Raw genomic sequence first — 18,493 nt, 5'->3', positions numbered from 1 at the left:
ATTCTTTTTTCCATTGATGAAAAAAGAAGCAAAAAAATCTAGTCTTCATAGCTTTTCACTCAAAAAATCACATCCTCGAAACGGAATGAAAAGAACTCATCTTCCTTACGTCAGATTCAAACAGCTTTTCATTCTTATCGTTTCTTGTGGTGGATTTTATGGCTCAATCTATAGATGACGTTTGAATTATAACTAAAACTACCGACCTCAGAAGATCAGCGTTAAGAAAATTGAGTGCAAATTCGTTAGAAATAAAATCTGTTTGAGGCAACGCCGAGTTATTTTTTTTTAGAAGTTGTGCGAAGATTTTTAGTTGATATTCTGCAGTCTTGATCTTTGCTTAGTTCACTCCATTTTTATTGGATTAAGTGTTCATGAACCTCCTAACGTCGCTTTCTTTGTATCAAGACAAAGAATGATTATAACAAACGTTATTACGAACAAAACCAAGCCTGTCAGTTCGAGTGCTTTTGAAGAATGAAAAAGTGTATCGAGAACAGATTTTTAGTTCCAAACCACATCTCGATACAAAATTATGTTTCACGTTGTTTCTCATCATTTCACTCGATGTGACAATAGGTTAAACAAAAACAACTCTTTCCACTTTTGTCTTTCTTCTTTAGACTCAACTCCACTATTGCACTGACACAAAATATTTTGTATGTTTAAACCACGAAAAAAGATAAAGTAATAGACCAGTCCCCCTGTTCCTTTTTATTTTTTTAGAAAACTTATTATATCAAAAGCAAAATTCAAAACATAATTTTTCGGTCAGTTTTTAATTGTTTTTGGTATGGATAATTATGAATTAATTGTAAACAAAAAAGCCATTTTTTAAATTAAAATGATAAGAAACGAAGAAAAAATAAATAAAGCTATTAATAATGTCGTAAAACATGGTTGGGGAATTATAGATTTAAGAAATTGTGGTCTCAAAGAAATACCTAGAGAATTATATAATTATCCCAATCTAGTTTCAATTGACATTAGTAATACTCCCTATGCAGATGAGAGTGAAAAAAATCAAATAACCGAAATTCCTGATGATATTTCTCGTATAAAGAGATTAACGAGGTTAAATTTAGAAAACAATAAAATTGAAAGAGTTTCAGAGAAAATAGCAACTTTGACTAGACTTAAACACCTAAATTTAAATAATAATAAGCTAGAAGAACTTTCTGAAAAAATTGCAAATATGTCAGGATTGGAAGAGCTGAAGATTTCCAATAACCCTTTTGAAATGCTCCCTCCTGAAATAATAGCTAGAGGAATAGATTCTGTTAGGAATTTTTTTAAAGAATTAAAAGAGCAAGATTATATATATGAGGTGAAGTTACTAATTGTAGGGGAGGGTAGAGTTGGTAAAACTTGTCTTTCTCAAGCTCTAGTTAACGATGAATATGAATTGAATCATGAAGAAAGTACAGAAGGCATCAAGATTAATAGATGGATAATTCCCAAGAGTGAAATAGAAACAATTAACCCTAGGATAAATAGAGATTTTCAGATAAATATTTGGGATTTTGGAGGACAAGAGATTTATCACTCTACTCATCAATTTTTTTTAACTAAAAGATCTATATATTTATTGGTAACTGAATCAAGAAAAGAGGATAGTCACGATGATTTTTTTTATTGGTTAAATATTATAAAATTATTAGGAGATAAAAGCCCAGTAATGATGCTATTAAACAAAGCAGATCAACCTAATAAAGAGTTGCCAATAAATGAATATAAGGCAGCGTTTAATAACATAATTAATTTTAATAAAATTAGTTTAAAGAGAGAACATCGAGATAATTTTTTAAAATTTAAAGATTTATTAAAGGAAACAGCCTCAAAACTACCACATATTGGAAATCCACTACCAAAAGTATGGGTAGAAATTAGAAAAGATTTAGAAGAACTGAAATTATCAGGAAAAAATTACATTAGTCAATCAGAGTATTTTGAAATTTGTAAAAATCATTACAGGAAGGAAGATAGTGCTCTATTGCTAAGCGAATATTTTCATGATTTGGGAGTAATCATACATTTCCAGAAGGATATCGAACTAAAAGACATTGTGATATTAAATCACGAATGGATAACTAAGGGTGTATATAAAATATTAGATGATAAAAGGGTAATTGAACAAAATGGTAGGTTTAATTATGAAGATATAGAAAGAATATGGACAAATGATGACTTTAATTTAAAAACACGAGAGTTAATTTCTTTAATGAAAAACACAAAGTTTGATTTATGTTTTGAATTAAAAAACGGTGAATTTCTTGTACCAAGATTATTACCTGTGGATGAAATTGACCATAACTGGGAACCTTCAAATCACAATTCAAAATTTGAATTTAGATATAAATTTATGCCTAAGGGAATTGTGGCAAGATTAATTGTAAAAATGAATTCAGATATTTATGAAAATAAATATTGGAGATATGGAGTAATTTTAAACTATGAAGATACATTTGCATTAATCAAGGAAAAATATTTTGAGAATAAAATAACTATTGAATTAAATGGTAAGAATAAAAGAGAGTTTCTATTTTTAATTCGTAAGACATTAAACGAAATTCATAGAGATTTTAATAAGTTAGATGTTGCAGAGATGATACCTTGCAACTGTAGTTTATGTAAAGAAAGTGAAAAACCACATTTTTATGAGTTTAATTTGTTGAAAAGGTATGAATCAAAAGAGTTATTTGATATTCGTTGTGATATTAGTTTGGAAAATGTGAATGTTTTGGAGCTTACAAGTGATATTTCACGTAAAGCAATAAATGATGAAAAAATTATAATTTGTGAGAATCAAAATGCTGAATTACTTACAAGTGTTGGATTTTCCAAAACAAAGTTTTTTCCTGAAAATAACAGTAATGGAGTATTTATTAAAATTAAGACAAATCCAGATTATTTTGGTTTAAGGGATAGAGATTTTTTAATTGACTCAGAGATAGATAAAATTCAGAAAAAATACCCTAATTACTATATTCTAAATTACTATTGTATAGAGAATTATTTGTTTCACCCAAGAAATATTAATGAGTTAAAGTTAGAAGGTTTTGATATTAAGGAATATACGGATGAAATTATTAGACAAAAAAATGAAGTCAAATATGAGATCATTTCTAATTTCAAAAAATCAAGAGATTCTTATCAAGAGTTTAAAATTACTTCAGAAAGAATTAGAAATAGATCAGAGAGATCAGTAATTGATGATTTAGGTTCAGATGAATTAGAGGTGTTTTTTAAGTACTATAGTATGAAAGATAAATTTAATAAAGATTCTATTCAAAAGTATCAATTAAAACAGTCTGAATTAGCAAACACAAAATGGTTTAAAGACACTATAGGTAAAATTATTGAGTCATAATTTTACGTTCATAATAAATTGTAAAGGAATGTTAAGTGTTTTTCTTTTACTCATTATCTTTGCAAAAATTTATTACCGTTGAGTAAGCAAACCATTGTAAACTACTACCAAAATGCTACAAAGGTAGCTTTGGTACAACAGGCGCTACAACAAGAGAAACACCATTTTCAACTTTCGAATTTGGTCGGCTCTTCGTTGTCTTTTGTCATATCCGAAACTTTTAAAACTGCCGACAAACCTTACTTGTTTATTTGTAACGATAAAGAAGAAGCGGCGTATTATTTAAACGACTTGGAGCAATTACTTGGAGAGAAAAACGTATTGTTTTATCCAGGTTCGTATCGTCGTCCGTATCAAATAGAAGAAACCGACAATGCCAATGTATTGTTGCGTTCGGAAGTACTCAACCGCGTCAATTCTCGTAAAAAACCAGCGGTAATTGTTACCTATCCAACCGCACTTTTTGAAAAAGTAGTGACTAAAAAAGAGTTGGAGAAAAACACATTAAAGGTAACACGAGGAGAAAAACTATCGCTCGATTTTATCAACGAAGTGCTGTTTGAATATCATTTTAAACGTGTAGATTTTGTTACCGAACCTGGTGAGTTTTCGGTACGTGGAGGAATTGTAGATGTATTTTCATTTTCAAACGATGAACCTTACAGAATTGAGTTTTTCGGTGATGAAGTAGATAGCATTCGAAGCTTTGATGTAGAAACACAACTTTCAAATGACAAGCTCAAGAAAGTGAGTATTATGCCAAATGTAGAAAACAAAGCGTTGCAAGAATCGCGTGAAAGTTTTTTAAAATACATTGCGGCAAATACCGTGTTGTTTGTAAAAAACAAAGATTTACTCACTGGAAATCTCGATAAATTTTTCCGCAAAGCGGAAGTAGAATTTGAAAAGCTGTCGAAAGAAGTTCAGCATTCAAAACCAGCAGAGTTGTTTTGTAATGGAAATGCAATTGAAAGTCAGTTAGCTGATTTTACAGTTGCTTATCTTGATAAAGTGTCACCTCGAGCGCAGTCGAGAGGCATTTCAGAATCGGTTCTCGATTCCGCTCGAGGTGATATTTCGTTCAACGTTCGTTCCCAGCCTTCTTTTAACAAACAATTCGATTTGTTAATTGAAGATTTAAATGTGCATCATAGTAAAGGATATACCAACTATATTTTCTGTGCGAACGAAAAGCAAGCACAACGTTTCCATGATATTTTTGATGACGCCGATGAAGAAGTTCATTATGAAACGGTGGTTTTTCCAATTTATCAAGGATTTATAGATGAAGATCAAAAGATTGTGTGTTATACCGATCATCAAATCTTTGAACGTTATCACAAATTCCGATTAAAAAATGGCTACGCCAAAAAGCAATCCATCACGCTGAAGGAACTTACCAATCTTGAAAAAGGTGATTATGTAACACATATCGATCACGGAGTTGGGCGTTTTGCTGGATTACAAAAAATTGATGTTGACGGAAAGAAACAAGAAGCGATTAAGTTAATTTATGGTGATCGCGATATTTTGTATGTGAGTATTCACTCGTTGCACAAAATTTCGAAGTTCAATGGAAAAGACGGAAAAGCTCCAAAAATATTCAAGTTAGGTTCAAATGCTTGGAAGAAAATCAAGCAGAAAACCAAAACACGTGTTAAAGAAATTGCCTTTAACTTAATTCAACTGTACGCAAAGCGAAAGTTAGAAAAAGGATTTGCTTTTGGTCCAGATACACACATGCAACATGAGTTAGAAGCAAGCTTTTTATATGAAGATACACCCGATCAGTTTACAGCTACGCAAGATGTAAAAACTGATATGGAAAAAGATCAACCGATGGATCGTTTGGTTTGTGGAGATGTTGGTTTCGGAAAAACAGAAGTTGCCATTCGTGCGGCCTTTAAAGCTGTTGATAATGGAAAACAAGTTGCGGTGTTGGTGCCAACTACGATATTAGCTTTTCAGCATTTTAAAACCTTTTCAGAGCGTTTAAAGCATTTTCCAGTTCATATCGATTATTTGAATCGTTTTAGAACCGCAAAACAAAAGAGAGGTGTTTTAGAAGGTTTAACTGACGGATCTGTAGATATTGTCATCGGAACACATCAGTTAACCAACAAAAATGTTCAGTTTAAAGATTTAGGATTACTGATTATTGATGAAGAACAGAAGTTTGGAGTTGCCGCAAAAGACAAGTTGAAAACCATTAAGGAAAATGTAGATACCTTAACTTTAACGGCTACGCCAATTCCAAGAACATTACAATTCAGCTTAATGGCTGCGCGTGACTTATCTGTGATTAAAACACCACCACCAAACCGTCATCCAGTAGAAACAAATGTGATTCGTTTTTCTGAAGAAACCATTCGTGATGCGATTTCGTATGAAGTTTCACGTGGAGGTCAAGTGTTTTTCATTCACAACCGAATAGAGAACATTAAAGAAGTAGCTGGGTTATTACAACGTTTGGTTCCTTCTGCAAAAATCGGAATCGGACATGGACAAATGGAAGGGAAAAAGCTAGAGGAATTAATGCTGGCTTTTATGAATGGTGAGTTTGATGTATTGGTTTCAACGACGATTATTGAAAGTGGATTGGACGTGCCAAATGCAAATACAATTTTCATTAACAATGCCAATAACTTCGGATTATCAGATTTACACCAAATGCGTGGACGAGTAGGTCGATCGAATAAAAAAGCATTTTGTTATTTCATTACGCCGCCGTATCACATGATGACGGATGAGGCGCGTAAACGTATTCAGGCCTTAGAAATGTTCTCTGAATTAGGAAGCGGATTAAACATTGCGATGAAAGATTTAGAAATACGTGGTGCTGGAGATTTACTAGGAGGAGAGCAAAGCGGATTTATCAATGATATTGGTTTTGATACTTATCAGAAAATTTTAAAAGAAGCCATTGAAGAACTGAAAGAAAACGAGTTCAAAGATTTGTATCCGGTAGATGAAAATGCGGGTCCGAAGGAATATGTAAAAGAAGTTCAAATTGATACGGATTTTGAAATTTTATTCCCAGATGACTATGTAAATAATATCTCTGAGCGTTTAAATTTATATAAAGAATTAAGTGATTTAACCGAAGAGGAAGAGCTACAAACATTTGAGAAAAATATCATCGATCGTTTTGGTGAATTCCCAACACAGGTGCAAGATTTACTAGATTCTGTAAGAATTAAATGGTTAGCAAAATCATTAGGATTAGAGAAAATCATTCTAAAGAAAAAAAGAATGGTAGGTTATTTTGTTTCTGATCAACAATCCGATTTTTATCAAACGGAAGCATTTACAAGAATGCTGAAGTATGTGCAGCACAATTCGAAAAGCTGTGTGATGAAAGAAAAACAAACCAAAAACGGATTACGATTGTTAATCACGTTTATAAAAATTGATTCCGTAAAGAAAGCGTTGGAGACTTTGGGGAAGATTTAAAACATGAATAATTATGAGATTCCCGCCTACGCGGGAATGACAGAAGTGATTGACATTGTCATTCCCATGAAAAAGAGATATAAATGATGGTAGAACTATATACGATTAAGTTTTTTACGTTTAAATCGACATATTCAGAAAAGAATTAAAAATCTAGGCAGCAGTGATGGATAGAAGATGAAAAAGTGTTTGAGCGGAGCGAGTTTTTTTCATCTGTGGCGGAAGGTGCCGTAGTATTTTCTTATACTTTTCTGATAAGTCTTGACTTTTGTTTCTTTTTGTCAAGAAAAAGAAAAGAAGAAAAAAGAGTTGATACTTTAGATTTATGAAAGGGTGAAAAGGATTTCAATTGAAAGTCTGAATAATTAAAAAATAGTATCTTTTGGTACTGTTTATGATATGGAACCACTGGTTTAAAAAGTTAGGTAAATGAAACGAATAGTAATTCTTGTTTTTTTGTGTTTAGTAAACTTCGTTTACGGTCAACGCTTGTCGTTTAACATCACAAATGATTCTATTGATAGTGAGTTTTACTTAACCAAAATTAACAATGAAATTTTAGAAACCATCACAGTTGAGTCGTTCAATTTTAATGTGGATGTTAATTTTGAAGATGGTTATTATTTTCTTCAAAAAGAAGACGAAAAAGCGCTGTTATACTTAAAGAAGAACGATGAGTTTTCTATTTCATTTGATGCTGAAAACTTTCAGAAATCATTAAGCTTTTCTGGAAAACGTGGGGCCGGAAGAAATACTTATTTACACAGTAAAAGAAAAGAGTTGTTAGACAAAGACGGTCGTATAAACCCTTTTTATAAGCGTCAGTTTTATGAAGGAAATGAACAGCAATATTTAAGCCGATTAGATCAGTATTACAAAGGGTTTTATGGAACTTTATTTGGAAGCAGGTTCGATGAAAGTTTTGTAAATGAAGAGTCGAAAAACCTACAATACGGCTATTATTTAGATATATTAAAATTTGAAAGAGCTAAGAAATTTTATGAGTTTACAGATAGCATTCAAGTGTCTCCGTCTTTTTTAGCGCCGTTATCTAGCATTCATTTTGACAATCAATTGTTTTCTGAGAAGTATGAAGCGTATAATGAGTTGGCTGTTTTAAAATGGCAAAATGATATAGAAAACACCAACGATTATCCAGTAATGGAGGGAATTGTAGCTTCTATTAGAACCGAGGCCATTCAAAAAGGATTATTAGAACGTTTGTACGAAACTATGTCGAAAGACCAGCCAAGTCGAATGAAAGCGTATTTAGATTTTATTAAAGCGTATTCTAAAGACAATAATCTGATAGCAAAGGCCAAAGTCAAGCTTTCAGAAATCAAGCAAGAAGAAGCAGAGAAGAATCTCTCGAGATTTAGTTATTTAAATACAAACGGAGAAGAGATAAAATTAGCCGATTACAAAGGAAATTACATCTTTTTATACATATGGGCTACTTTCTGTAAAGATTGTGTAAATGAGTTTGAAAACATTAAAAACTTGAGTGAGAAGTTTGACGATAAGAATATTGTTTTTGTCGGAGTTTCAGTAGATAAAAAAAATGACTTCGAAAAGTGGTCGGGAATAATAAAGGAATCAGGTCTTAGAGCAAATGCAGTTCAGTTGTTTTTTGATGATGACAGAGCAAAAATTATTAACGCATACGACCTTTCTGCCATTCCAACTATTATAGTACTGTCTCTAAAAGGAGAAAAAATAGAGCTTGAGATAAAAGAAATTGACTCGAAGAAAACGGAACGATTATTAAAAAAGTTATTCGACAAGTAAGTTATTGTATCGCTTTCTTGGTTTGATTTCTCAATTTACGACCTCCTAAGTTTCAATCTACTTTTATACTAGTAGTGCTTTTTCAAGAAGAAAATTAATACCTATCTTGCCAAGCGAAATTTTCAAAAATTAATTCATTGCAAAACAATTATTTAGATAAAATCCTAGGCTTAATTACAGCCACTTTTTTTATAAGTACTTCAGGAGTTTTGGGAAGATACATCAGCATGCCGTCGGAAGTAATTATATTCTTCAGAGCAACATTTGCAATGGTTATTTTGTTTGCGTTTTTAAAGTTTAAAAAGGTTGATTTCAAGTTAAAGTCGAACAAGCATCGTTTACCATTTTTAATTGGAGGTGTTTTTATGGGTATTCATTGGGTGACCTATTTTTATGCCTTAAAGCTTTCTAATGTAGCCATAGGGATGTTGTCGTTATATACATTTCCGGTAATGATTGCTTTTTTAGAACCAGTCTTTTTAAAAGTAAAATTCAATCCAATTTATATAGTTTTAGGAATATTAGTTTTAATAGGACTATACATTTTATCACCCGATTTTACGATTGAAAGTACAACGGTTCAAGGTATTGTTTTTGGTTTAGTTTCTGCATTATGTTATGCAATTCGAATTTTAATCCTGAAAAAATATGTACATCAATATAATGGTGTATTATTAATGTTTTACCAAACTGTAATTATTAGTTTTTGCTTGTTACCAACACTGTTTTTTATGGATACTTCTGGTTTTCAAAGTCAGTTGCCCTATTTGTTATTACTAGCTTTTTTAACCACGGCAATTGGTCATAGTTTAATGGTATATTCATTACAATTTTTTTCAGCATCAACAACAAGTATTATCAGTAGTATTCAGCCAATTTTTGGAATTATTTTGGCGTTTATTTTTCTTAGTGAAATACCAACGTTAAATACCTTTTTTGGAGGAGGTTTAATATTAGCTACTGTTGTGATTGAAAGTATTCGAAATAAGAAGAAGTAATAGAACTAACGAAAACGTCTTAAAGAAACATCTTCATAATTTCTTCGCACGAAATCAAGTGCGCTTTCAAGAACTTCCCCCATGTTTTTACTCTTTTTAAAAGAAATGTCACCCGTATAATCGAAGATTTCCATTTTTAACCTTTCGATGTTACTTCCGTTAGAAACTTCATCGTTTTTCATGCAAAATAAGAGCTCATCAATTCGGTCTTCAGAAGATAAAATACGCTTGGCTACGATAGAACGTTCTTCCAATTTATACTGAGCAATCGAGCTGTCTTGCAATTTATTACCAACCAGTTGTACCATTGGGTAATTTTCTTTGAAAAATTGCGGATAATACACTTTAAATTTTCCTTCAAAACATTGTTGGTCAAAATCAATTGCTCTAATTCTATACACCACAGTATCAAAATCGTGCGTTGGTACAATAACATAATTATACGAACGCATGTCACCCAACAAACGAATCATACAACGTTCATTAAACTTTACAAACTCTTTTGCTATTTGAGCTTTTTGCGGTTCGGTGCATTTTTGGAGCATTTCTTTTATGAATGTGTCACCAGGAATTCCAGCAATGTGTTCTTCAATTAGTGTGTCTTTATAAACTAAAAAATTGAGATTGTAGGGAGAAAGAATATGTTCTAATTCTAATCCGTAAACCCTTGAAGCATCTGTTTTTTTTACGTAGAAGTAGGTGTAATTATCATTTAAAATATTTCGAACCTTAATTCGAAACGGTTTAGAATTACCAAAGGTACAGAAGTCGACCGCGTCGATATTTAAAAACTGAATATTATCTTCACTACCATTCGAGTGTAAAATATTATATACTTTTTTAAGACTTAAGTCAATTTCAGCACGATCAAATTCAGAATAATACACGCGCACCCAAAGTGTATCTTCATCATTTTTATCGTACACCACAACCGATCCTTGAAAACGCAATAAATCCTCATAAAAAATTGGGATTTTCATGTTTCTCTTATGCTCAATCAAATACTCATCTAGGTAATGGTTGATGGGAAACGCAGGTTTCTTTTTAGACATTAATTTTTCTTCGGAATGCATGGTGGGTCTTTTTTCCAAAAATAAGAATTAAAACAGTAAATATAGACTGCATACTAACGAATTCATTTAAAAAAGACTCACTAAATCTCGAACATTTTTCCAGGCAACGGTTTTATAATTCCTTTTAATTCCATTTGAATTAGCAACGCCGATAATTTATAAATAGGAATTTCGCAATCTAGCGCAATTGCATCGATAAGTTGTTTTCCTTTAGATTTAAGATAATCGTAAACTTTCTGTTCCTCGGAAGATAAATCAATAAATAGCTTGGGTTGGACAAAAGAGGCTTTTTTAGGAACATCCCAGTTCAACATAGTTATAATATCTTCAGCAGCGGTTAATAAGTGTGCTTGATTGTTTTTTATAAGGTTATTACATCCCACACTCAAAGCATCATCAAATCTACCAGGTAGAGCAAAAACATCTCGGTTGTACGAATTTGCAATATCGGCCGTGACTAATGAACCACCTTTTTCTGCTGATTCAATGATAATAGTAGCCTGCGAAATGCCTGCAACAATTCTGTTACGTTTAAGAAAGTTTTCACGAAGAGGTTTTTCATGATGCCAAAACTCGGTAATGAAACCTCCATTTTCCATCATGCTTCGCATATATTTTTTATGACTTTTTGGATACATATCGTCTAAACCATGAGCCAAAACAGCTAAAGTTTGTAAGTTGTTTTCCATTGCTGCTTTATGAGCACAAATATCCGTTCCGTAAGCATATCCACTAACAATAATTGGATTGAAAGGTGCTAAACTAGCAACTAATTCATTACAAAAAGCGCGACCATAATTTGTTAAATTTCGTGTTCCTACGATTGAAATTATTTTTTGTTGACTCCAATTTATACGACCATCATGAAATAAAAGTAATGGTCCATCTATACAGTGTTGTAATCTTTTTGGATAGGAATCTTCTAAAAAGTAGCTGTGTTGGATTTTTTCTTTTTGAATATAGTTTAACTCCTTTTCAACGTGAGTAAAAGCCTCCTTGTTTTGAAGTTGATAAATTACAAATTCACCGATTCCATCAATTTTTAAAAGAGCAGATTTTTTCTCTTTAAAAACTTGTTGAGCAGAGCCAATGTTTCGAATGAGTTTTTTAGCAATAATGTCACCTATATTCGGTGTAGCTTGCAGTCTAAGTACCGCAAATAATTCTTCTTCTAGCATGTTCTTTTATAATAGCATAGCGAAAATACAATTTTTTGTTTGATAATTTAGACATCGGTTTTTTGGAATAACCGACAAAAAAACTAACTTTGTAATTATGACATTGAAAAGCTATATACAAGATTTATTATATCGTTATGATTGTGTGATTGTTCCAGGTTTTGGAGGTTTTATTACCAATAAAATTGGAGCAACTATTGAAGGTTCAACAATTTATCCACCTTCGAAAAGAATTTCTTTTAATGCACAATTAAATCATAATGATGGATTATTTGTAAATCACGTAGCGTCAATAGAAAAGATTTCTTTCAATGAAGCTAATGCGAAAGTTGCTGAAGCTGTTAATGAATGGAATCAAAAACTTCAGAACAATCAACCTTTGCTAGTTGATGGTTTAGGAACTGTAACAATAAACAGTGAAAATCAACTTAATTTTGAACCGAACGGAAAGGTTAATTTTGACATGAATTCTTTTGGTTTTGCTGAAGTTAATGGTATTGCTAAAATAACTACTGAAGTAGTTGAAGATACTAAAGTTGTAGCTTTACAAACGAATTCTGAGGAGACTACAAAAGAGGTATCAAGTGCTGGAAACTTTTTAAAATATGCGGCAGGAGCTGCCATTTTAGTTGCCGGATTTATAGGAGTAAACAAATACCAAGAAAGCACACAACTTCAAGAACTAGCTGAAGAGCGTGATGCAATAGAGCAAAAAATTCAGAAAGCTACTTTTGTGATTAACGATCAATTACCTACTGTAAGTTTAGATGTCACAAAAGAAAATAATCTTATCCATATTATTGCTGGAGCATTTCAATTAGAGAAGAATGCTGAGAAAAAAATTAAGCAGCTTCAAAATAGAGGTTACGAAGAAGCCAAGATTATAGGTAAAAACGAATGGGGACTTACACAAGTTTCATTGGGAAGTTTTGCCACTAAAGAAGCTGCGGAAGAAGCAATTATTGATATTAGAGCTAAGGTGTCTTCGGATGCTTGGATTTTAGTAAAAGAAGAATAAAATTCCTACATTTTTTAATTTATGATTTACAAACTCTTTAAAGAGCATTGTATATCTTTGCCTCAAAATTAAGATTGATGAGAGCAAAATTTCCTAGAGAATCATTAACAGTACTTACTGATTTAGTTTTACCAGGTGAAACAAATTATTTAGACAACCTTTTTGGTGGTGAGTTATTAGCTAGGATGGATAGAGCTTGTAGTATCGCTGCAAGAAGACACTCAAGAAGAATTGTCGTAACAGCTTCTGTGAATCATGTGGCATTTACAAAGTCTATTCCAGTAGGAAGTGTTGTTACCCTTGAGGCAAAAGTGTCGAGAGCTTTTAAATCTTCAATGGAGGTTTTTGTTGATGTATGGATTGAAGACCGTCAATCTGGTGAAAAGACAAAGGTAAATGAAGGAATATATACTTTTGTAGCAGTTGATGAAACAGGTAAACCTGTGCCGATTCCTCCAATAGAACCTGAAACCGATTTAGAAAAAAAGAGATTCGAAGGAGCTTTACGAAGAAAGCAATTAAGCTTGGTTTTAGCGGGTAAAATGACACCAAATGAAGCAACTGAACTAAAAGCTTTGTTTATTGGTTAGAACCGCTAATTTTGTCGATTTCGCCTTTTTCAGAAAGCATTATGGCAATTGGTCGTAGTTTTTCAAATTGAGAAAATACGATAATCATGATTACTGTTATTGGTACGGATAGTACCATACCTGTAATTCCCCATATTTTTCCCCAAACAGCTAAGGATAGTATAGTTACTAATGGGCTTAAATTTAATGACTTACCGAATAATCGTGGTTCAAGAATATTACCTACAACTACTTGAATAGCACCAACGACAATTGCAACAATTAAAAATGGAGTAAACTCTCCAAATTGCAACAAACAGAAAATAGCTGGAAAAAGCGTGCCGACTAAAGAACCCACAGTTGGAATATAATTCAGTAAGAATATTAAGAAAGCCCAGAAAGGAGCACTGTCTACGCCTACTAATAATAATACAAAATAACTTAAAATTCCGGTCAAAACACTTACAAATGTTTTTAGCCTAATATAGTTTGAAATAGAATCCTCTATTTTGTCCAGCATGCTTTTTACATTATCATAATTGTCTCCATTACTTACAATCATGTAAAGTTTTTTAACGAAACTCTTTTCCTCAAGAAATAAAAACAATGCATAAATAATAATCATAAAAGTATCTCCCAGTAAGCCACTTACTCCATTGGCAACATCTCCTAATACAGAACCGTAGTCAAAATCACCAACTAAAGATTTTATAGATTTTAAAATATCAACATTCAAATAATTACCTAAATCGGTAATGATTCTTTCAACATTAGGTTCGTACTTGTCGTATGAGTTGGTTACGCTAGTAACACTATTACTGATGATTTCAGAAATAAAACCGAAAGCTAAGATGATAATGGTAAATACGAAAATGTTACTCAACCATTTTGGAATGAATTTTTCTGCAAATGGAATTTTGTAAATAATCTTGCGAATCTCGCGAGTAAAAAACCAAAAAATTATTGCGAATATAAATGGAATTAAAATTCCTTTACCGATAACTAATACAGCAATTATAGCAGCAGAAACAATTATAAAATTAGATGCTTTATTCATTTTTAATTATTTCTTATCCATTCGGAAGGGTTTAATCGATTTGTGTTTTTGAAAAGAACAAACACTAAATCTGTTTTTCCAGTAATTTTATCAGTAAAAATTTTACCAACAGCAGTTCCGGTTTTTATGGATTGTCCTTTTTTAACATAGATTTCTCTTAAGTTAGAGTAGGTAGTGATATAATCTCCATGTTGCACCATAACACTTTTAGTTCCTTTATCTGACTTTGTAATATTCAGTACTTTACCATTAAAAACGCTTTTAGCTACATCTCCTTGCTTACCTCGAATATGAAGTCCCGTACTATTAATGGTAATCGATTTGAATGTAGGATGTGGCTGCACACCAAATTTACGAGTTACAATGCCGTCTAAAGGCCACGGTAAACTTCCTTTATTCTGCTCAAAATTTGCTTTTAAAGCTTTTTCTGCCTTACTTAATAAAAACTCTCCTTTTTTAGCGTTTCCTTTTTTACCTTTATTTGCTTTGGCAATAGCATCACGAATGGCTTTATCGATCTTTTTTGCTAATGCTTTTTCTTCACGTATTTTCTTTTGAAGTTGTTTTTTATACTTGCTTTCTTGTGTTTTTATTTTGGTAACAAGAGTTTCTTGTTCTTCCTTTTCGTTTTCAATTTTCTTTTTCTGACTTTTTTCAGTATTAATTAAAATTTTCTTTTGATTCTTTTTCTTAGTTAAAGAATCATTTAATTTTCTAATCTCTTCAGTTTTAGCAATAACGCGTTCTCCTTGTTTTTTACGGAAACTTTTGTACTGCTCAATGTATTTTATTCGTTTATAGGCTTGTAGAAAATTTTCAGACGAAAGTAAAAACATGGTTTTACTTTGTTGAGATTTACTTTTATATGATTTGAAAACCATTGCTGCATAATCAGCTTTCAAATTGGATAACTCCAAATTGTTTTGGGCGATTTTCTTTTCATTTTCTTTTATTTCTTTGGAAAGCTCTTCCGTTTCTAACTCAATGGTTTCAATTAAACGCTCTCGAACGGTAATTTTCTGACTTAGGTCTTTCAAATCATCTAAGGCATCTGTTTTTTCTTTTTTGGTTTCAAAAAGCAGATTGTTGATCTTCTTAATTTCCTTATTCAGCATTTTTCTTCGTTTCTCTAACTCTTTTCGCGACTGTCCATGCAAAGACACTCCTAAGAGCAGAAAACTTAAAAAAGATATGTAAAAAAGTCGTTTCACTATAGTTCAATTTCTTTATATCCCGATGGAATTCTAAACGGCATTTCTAACTTTTTATTAAACTCAATTGAGCGAACATTCATATCAATATTAGTAAATTTATTTTTTTCTTTCGCTCTGATTTGAATTTTTTCTGGGAACATAAAGGTTCCTTTTTTAAGATATTTCGGATAGGCAACATCCAATCTTTGATTTTTCAATGAGTTTACTACGTATTGTTTTTCTAACTTAAAATGATTCGGATTGATATGATAAAAAATATCAAAAAGAGATCCTTGATCTTTTGGGTAAAGTTTGTACGAGTTACTCGTAATTTCTACTTCTTGTTTGTTCTTTTTTAAATTATAAATAGCTTGACCTAGCAACATGTTTTGAAGTTGATTAAAATTGATATCAACTCCCAATAATTTTTTTAACATGGTAAAGTCACCCTCGAAGTAATTTTTTTTATACGGTGAATAGAAACTCACTTTTTCTGGGGTTATTTTTGCTTTGAAGACAGTAATAATCTTGGATCCTTTTAACCAAATAACCTCATCTTTTACCATTTTCATTTTTACCGAAAACCCAATGTTTTCTTTAGCATCTTTATAGTTTACCTTTAACTTGGCATCAACAGTTTCAGGAAAACTTATATTATTGTGTTTTCTAACTATTTTTCTTGAAGACAATTCTTCGATAGTTCCTTTAGAGTTTGCAACATTCTTCGATGATTTACAAGAACCAAATGCAAGTAAGCCAATTAAAAGATAACGATATAATTTCATGTATTATTTACGTTTTTTTTGATATTTATTTACGTTTTTAGAGTCACCCAAGGCTTTGTAGGCCTTTATGAGTTCATTATAAAAACGATTTTCTAACGACTTATCATCAATCACAAAATCAATACCATTTTGTAAACTTTCTATAGCTTTTTTAAACTGTTTGTTTTTATTTAACGCTTTTCCATTCATTAAATAAACAATTGGCTGTGCTGGAAACAAAGACATTCCTCGCTCACTATAATTCAATAAAAGTGTATTATTTTCTTTGTCTAGCTCATCTAATAATTCTGTAAGTACTTTAAAAGATTTTTTTTGTTCAAAAAGAAGTTTTAAATCCTCTTTTGTACCGTTAGTTTTAGGGGCTTGTCTTAATGGTCTTGGAGGTTTGGTTTTAACCAAAAGCATACTTTTTCTAATGGTTCGCAAACGAGAATCTAACATTTTAGCTTCGGCGAGCTGATCTAGAATTTTTATAGCACCTTCTCTATTATCATTTTGTAAATACAGAAAAACTAAAGCTCTTTTTTTCTTTGGATGTTTTTCAGCGATTCTTTGTTGAACAATGATGGCCTCATCGAAATTCCTGTTTTTTTTATGAATTTTCACCAAATGCTCTAGCATCCAAAGGTTGTCTTTTTCTAAGTTTAATGCTTCCTGAGCATAAAGTAAAGCTTCTGGAAGTTTGTTGAGGTAGTAATAATTTTTAGACAATTCAAAAAGTACAGCCTTGTTGTTAGGTAAAAGAATATTACATTCTTCTAAATTATCTATGGCATTTTGATAATTATCAATAGCTTTTTGAGTAATTGCCTCAAAAAAATGTTCTTCAAATTGTATAAGCTTCTTTTCACTAACGCTGGATTCCAAAACAATACTGTCCTGACCAAAAGAAAATTGAGTTACAAAAAACAACAATAAACACCAATAAAACTTACTGATGTTTGGGTGTAATGTTTGTTTTTGTATGTTATGTAAGTTCTGTATAATCACCAATACTAATAGATGTAAACTCTCCGTTATACTTAGCAAAATTACCAATCATTGCATTGTCAAAATTGGCATTGCTAATTTGTACATTTGTTTGGATTAAGGAATTGGTAATAGTTGCATTTTCTACAACACTATTTTCTCCAATTGACACGTAAGGACCAATTTTTGAATTTTTTAAAACTACGTTTTTACCGATATAACAAGGTTGAACAATTTCAGCATTTTCCAACACCACATCTTCTGAAACCAAATTGTTTCCGTCGGCAGCTTCAAAAGTTAGCACTTGTTTATTAGTATCAACAGTTGGGTCTTTTTTACCACAATCCATCCAAGCATTTACCTTTCCAGGTATAAATTTAGCACCTTGTTGCTTTAAAGATTCTAAAACATTTGTTAATTGATACTCATTATTTTCTTTTAAGTCATTATCAATTAAATATTGGATTTCTTCTTTAACTTTATCTCCGTCTTTGAAGTAATATATTCCGATAATTGCTAAGTCAGACACAAATTCCTTTGGTTTTTCAACGAAATCTGTAATAAAACCGTCCTCTAGTTTCACAACTCCAAAAGCACTTGGGTCTTCAACTTGTTTTACCCAAATAGCACCATCAGCATTAGCGTCTAAGGTAAAATCGGCTTTAAACAAGGTGTCTGCATAAGCTACGACACATGGTCCGCTCAATGATTCTTTGGCACAATAAATAGCATGTGCAGTTCCCAAAGCTTCCTCTTGAACATATACAGATCCTTTTGCACCTAAAGAATTTGCGATTTTTATTAAAGTATCCTTTGTGTTTGATGGAAATCCTTTTGTTGCAGGTCCGATTACAAATGCAATTTCATCAATTTTTTGATCAACTACTTTACTGATATCCTCTACCAAACGCTGAACAATAGTTTTGCCAGCGATAACAGTTAAAGGTTTTGGAGTAGTTAATGTGTGTGGTCTCAAACGAGAACCAACACCTGCCATAGGAACAATAATCTTCATTAATTCTTTCTTTTGTTTTTCAGTGAT

The 18,493-nt window shown here is 31.7% G+C and carries 13 protein-coding genes; 6 read left to right on the top strand and 7 right to left on the bottom strand.

The features are described from left to right. Window positions 1–844 precede the first annotated feature (844 nt). From ACOSP6_RS12510 to ACOSP6_RS12495, 4 genes are all read left to right on the top strand, one after another. Entirely contained in the window at window positions 845–3,370 is a 2,526-nt protein-coding gene (locus ACOSP6_RS12510) for a COR domain-containing protein (protein WP_422094762.1), read from the top strand. A gap of 78 nt (window positions 3,371–3,448) precedes the next feature. Beyond that, entirely contained in the window at window positions 3,449–6,823 is a 3,375-nt protein-coding gene (mfd, locus tag ACOSP6_RS12505; protein WP_422094761.1) for a transcription-repair coupling factor, read from the top strand. A gap of 429 nt (window positions 6,824–7,252) precedes the next feature. Then, window positions 7,253–8,611, top strand: coding sequence for a TlpA family protein disulfide reductase (locus ACOSP6_RS12500; RefSeq protein WP_422094760.1), 1,359 nt, complete (start codon window positions 7,253–7,255; stop codon window positions 8,609–8,611). A gap of 137 nt (window positions 8,612–8,748) precedes the next feature. Next, complete coding sequence (locus ACOSP6_RS12495; RefSeq protein WP_422094759.1) at window positions 8,749–9,609, top strand: DMT family transporter; 861 nt, start codon at window positions 8,749–8,751, stop codon at window positions 9,607–9,609. Between the two features lie 5 nt (window positions 9,610–9,614). On the opposite strand, the gene ACOSP6_RS12490 is transcribed toward ACOSP6_RS12495, so the two are convergent. Further along, window positions 9,615–10,682 carry a hypothetical protein gene (locus ACOSP6_RS12490; protein ID WP_422094758.1) on the bottom strand — a complete coding sequence of 356 codons (1,068 nt, stop codon included), beginning with the start codon at window positions 10,680–10,682 and terminating at the stop codon, window positions 9,615–9,617. An 80-nt stretch (window positions 10,683–10,762) separates the two neighbouring features. Continuing rightward, window positions 10,763–11,860, bottom strand: coding sequence for a DNA-processing protein DprA (gene dprA / locus ACOSP6_RS12485; protein ID WP_422094757.1), 1,098 nt, complete (start codon window positions 11,858–11,860; stop codon window positions 10,763–10,765). A gap of 97 nt (window positions 11,861–11,957) precedes the next feature. Here dprA and ACOSP6_RS12480 point away from each other — a divergent pair, with 97 nt between their 5' ends. Next, window positions 11,958–12,878: an SPOR domain-containing protein gene (locus ACOSP6_RS12480; protein ID WP_422094756.1), complete on the top strand. Its 921-nt coding sequence runs from the start codon at window positions 11,958–11,960 to the stop codon at window positions 12,876–12,878. A gap of 77 nt (window positions 12,879–12,955) precedes the next feature. Next, a complete protein-coding gene (locus ACOSP6_RS12475; protein ID WP_422094755.1) occupies window positions 12,956–13,468 on the top strand; it encodes an acyl-CoA thioesterase in 513 nt (170 codons plus the stop codon). Here the strand turns inward: ACOSP6_RS12475 and ACOSP6_RS12470 are convergent. The 5 genes from ACOSP6_RS12470 to ACOSP6_RS12450 all read right to left on the bottom strand — a co-directional run bounded on the left by ACOSP6_RS12470 (window position 13,458) and on the right by ACOSP6_RS12450 (window position 18,466). Then, window positions 13,458–14,504, bottom strand: coding sequence for an AI-2E family transporter (locus ACOSP6_RS12470; protein WP_422094754.1), 1,047 nt, complete (start codon window positions 14,502–14,504; stop codon window positions 13,458–13,460). The two genes, ACOSP6_RS12475 and ACOSP6_RS12470, sit on opposite strands and share 11 nt — an antisense overlap. Window positions 14,505–14,506: 2 nt before the next feature. Next, entirely contained in the window at window positions 14,507–15,619 is a 1,113-nt protein-coding gene (locus tag ACOSP6_RS12465) for a murein hydrolase activator EnvC family protein (RefSeq protein WP_422095727.1), read from the bottom strand. Between the two features lie 95 nt (window positions 15,620–15,714). Then, window positions 15,715–16,482, bottom strand: coding sequence for a DUF4292 domain-containing protein (locus tag ACOSP6_RS12460; RefSeq protein WP_422094752.1), 768 nt, complete (start codon window positions 16,480–16,482; stop codon window positions 15,715–15,717). Window positions 16,483–16,485: 3 nt separating this feature from the next. Further along, window positions 16,486–17,475: a tetratricopeptide repeat protein gene (locus ACOSP6_RS12455; RefSeq protein WP_422094751.1), complete on the bottom strand. Its 990-nt coding sequence runs from the start codon at window positions 17,473–17,475 to the stop codon at window positions 16,486–16,488. Continuing rightward, window positions 17,450–18,466: a sugar phosphate nucleotidyltransferase gene (locus ACOSP6_RS12450; protein ID WP_422094750.1), complete on the bottom strand. Its 1,017-nt coding sequence runs from the start codon at window positions 18,464–18,466 to the stop codon at window positions 17,450–17,452. Before ACOSP6_RS12450 ends, ACOSP6_RS12455 begins: the two co-directional genes overlap by 26 nt. Window positions 18,467–18,493 lie beyond the last annotated feature (27 nt).

This window comes from Tenacibaculum sp. MEBiC06402, from assembly GCF_049239625.1.
Taxonomy (GTDB): Bacteria; Bacteroidota; Bacteroidia; order Flavobacteriales; family Flavobacteriaceae; genus Polaribacter.
This window is presented reverse-complemented; position numbering and strand designations above follow the sequence as displayed.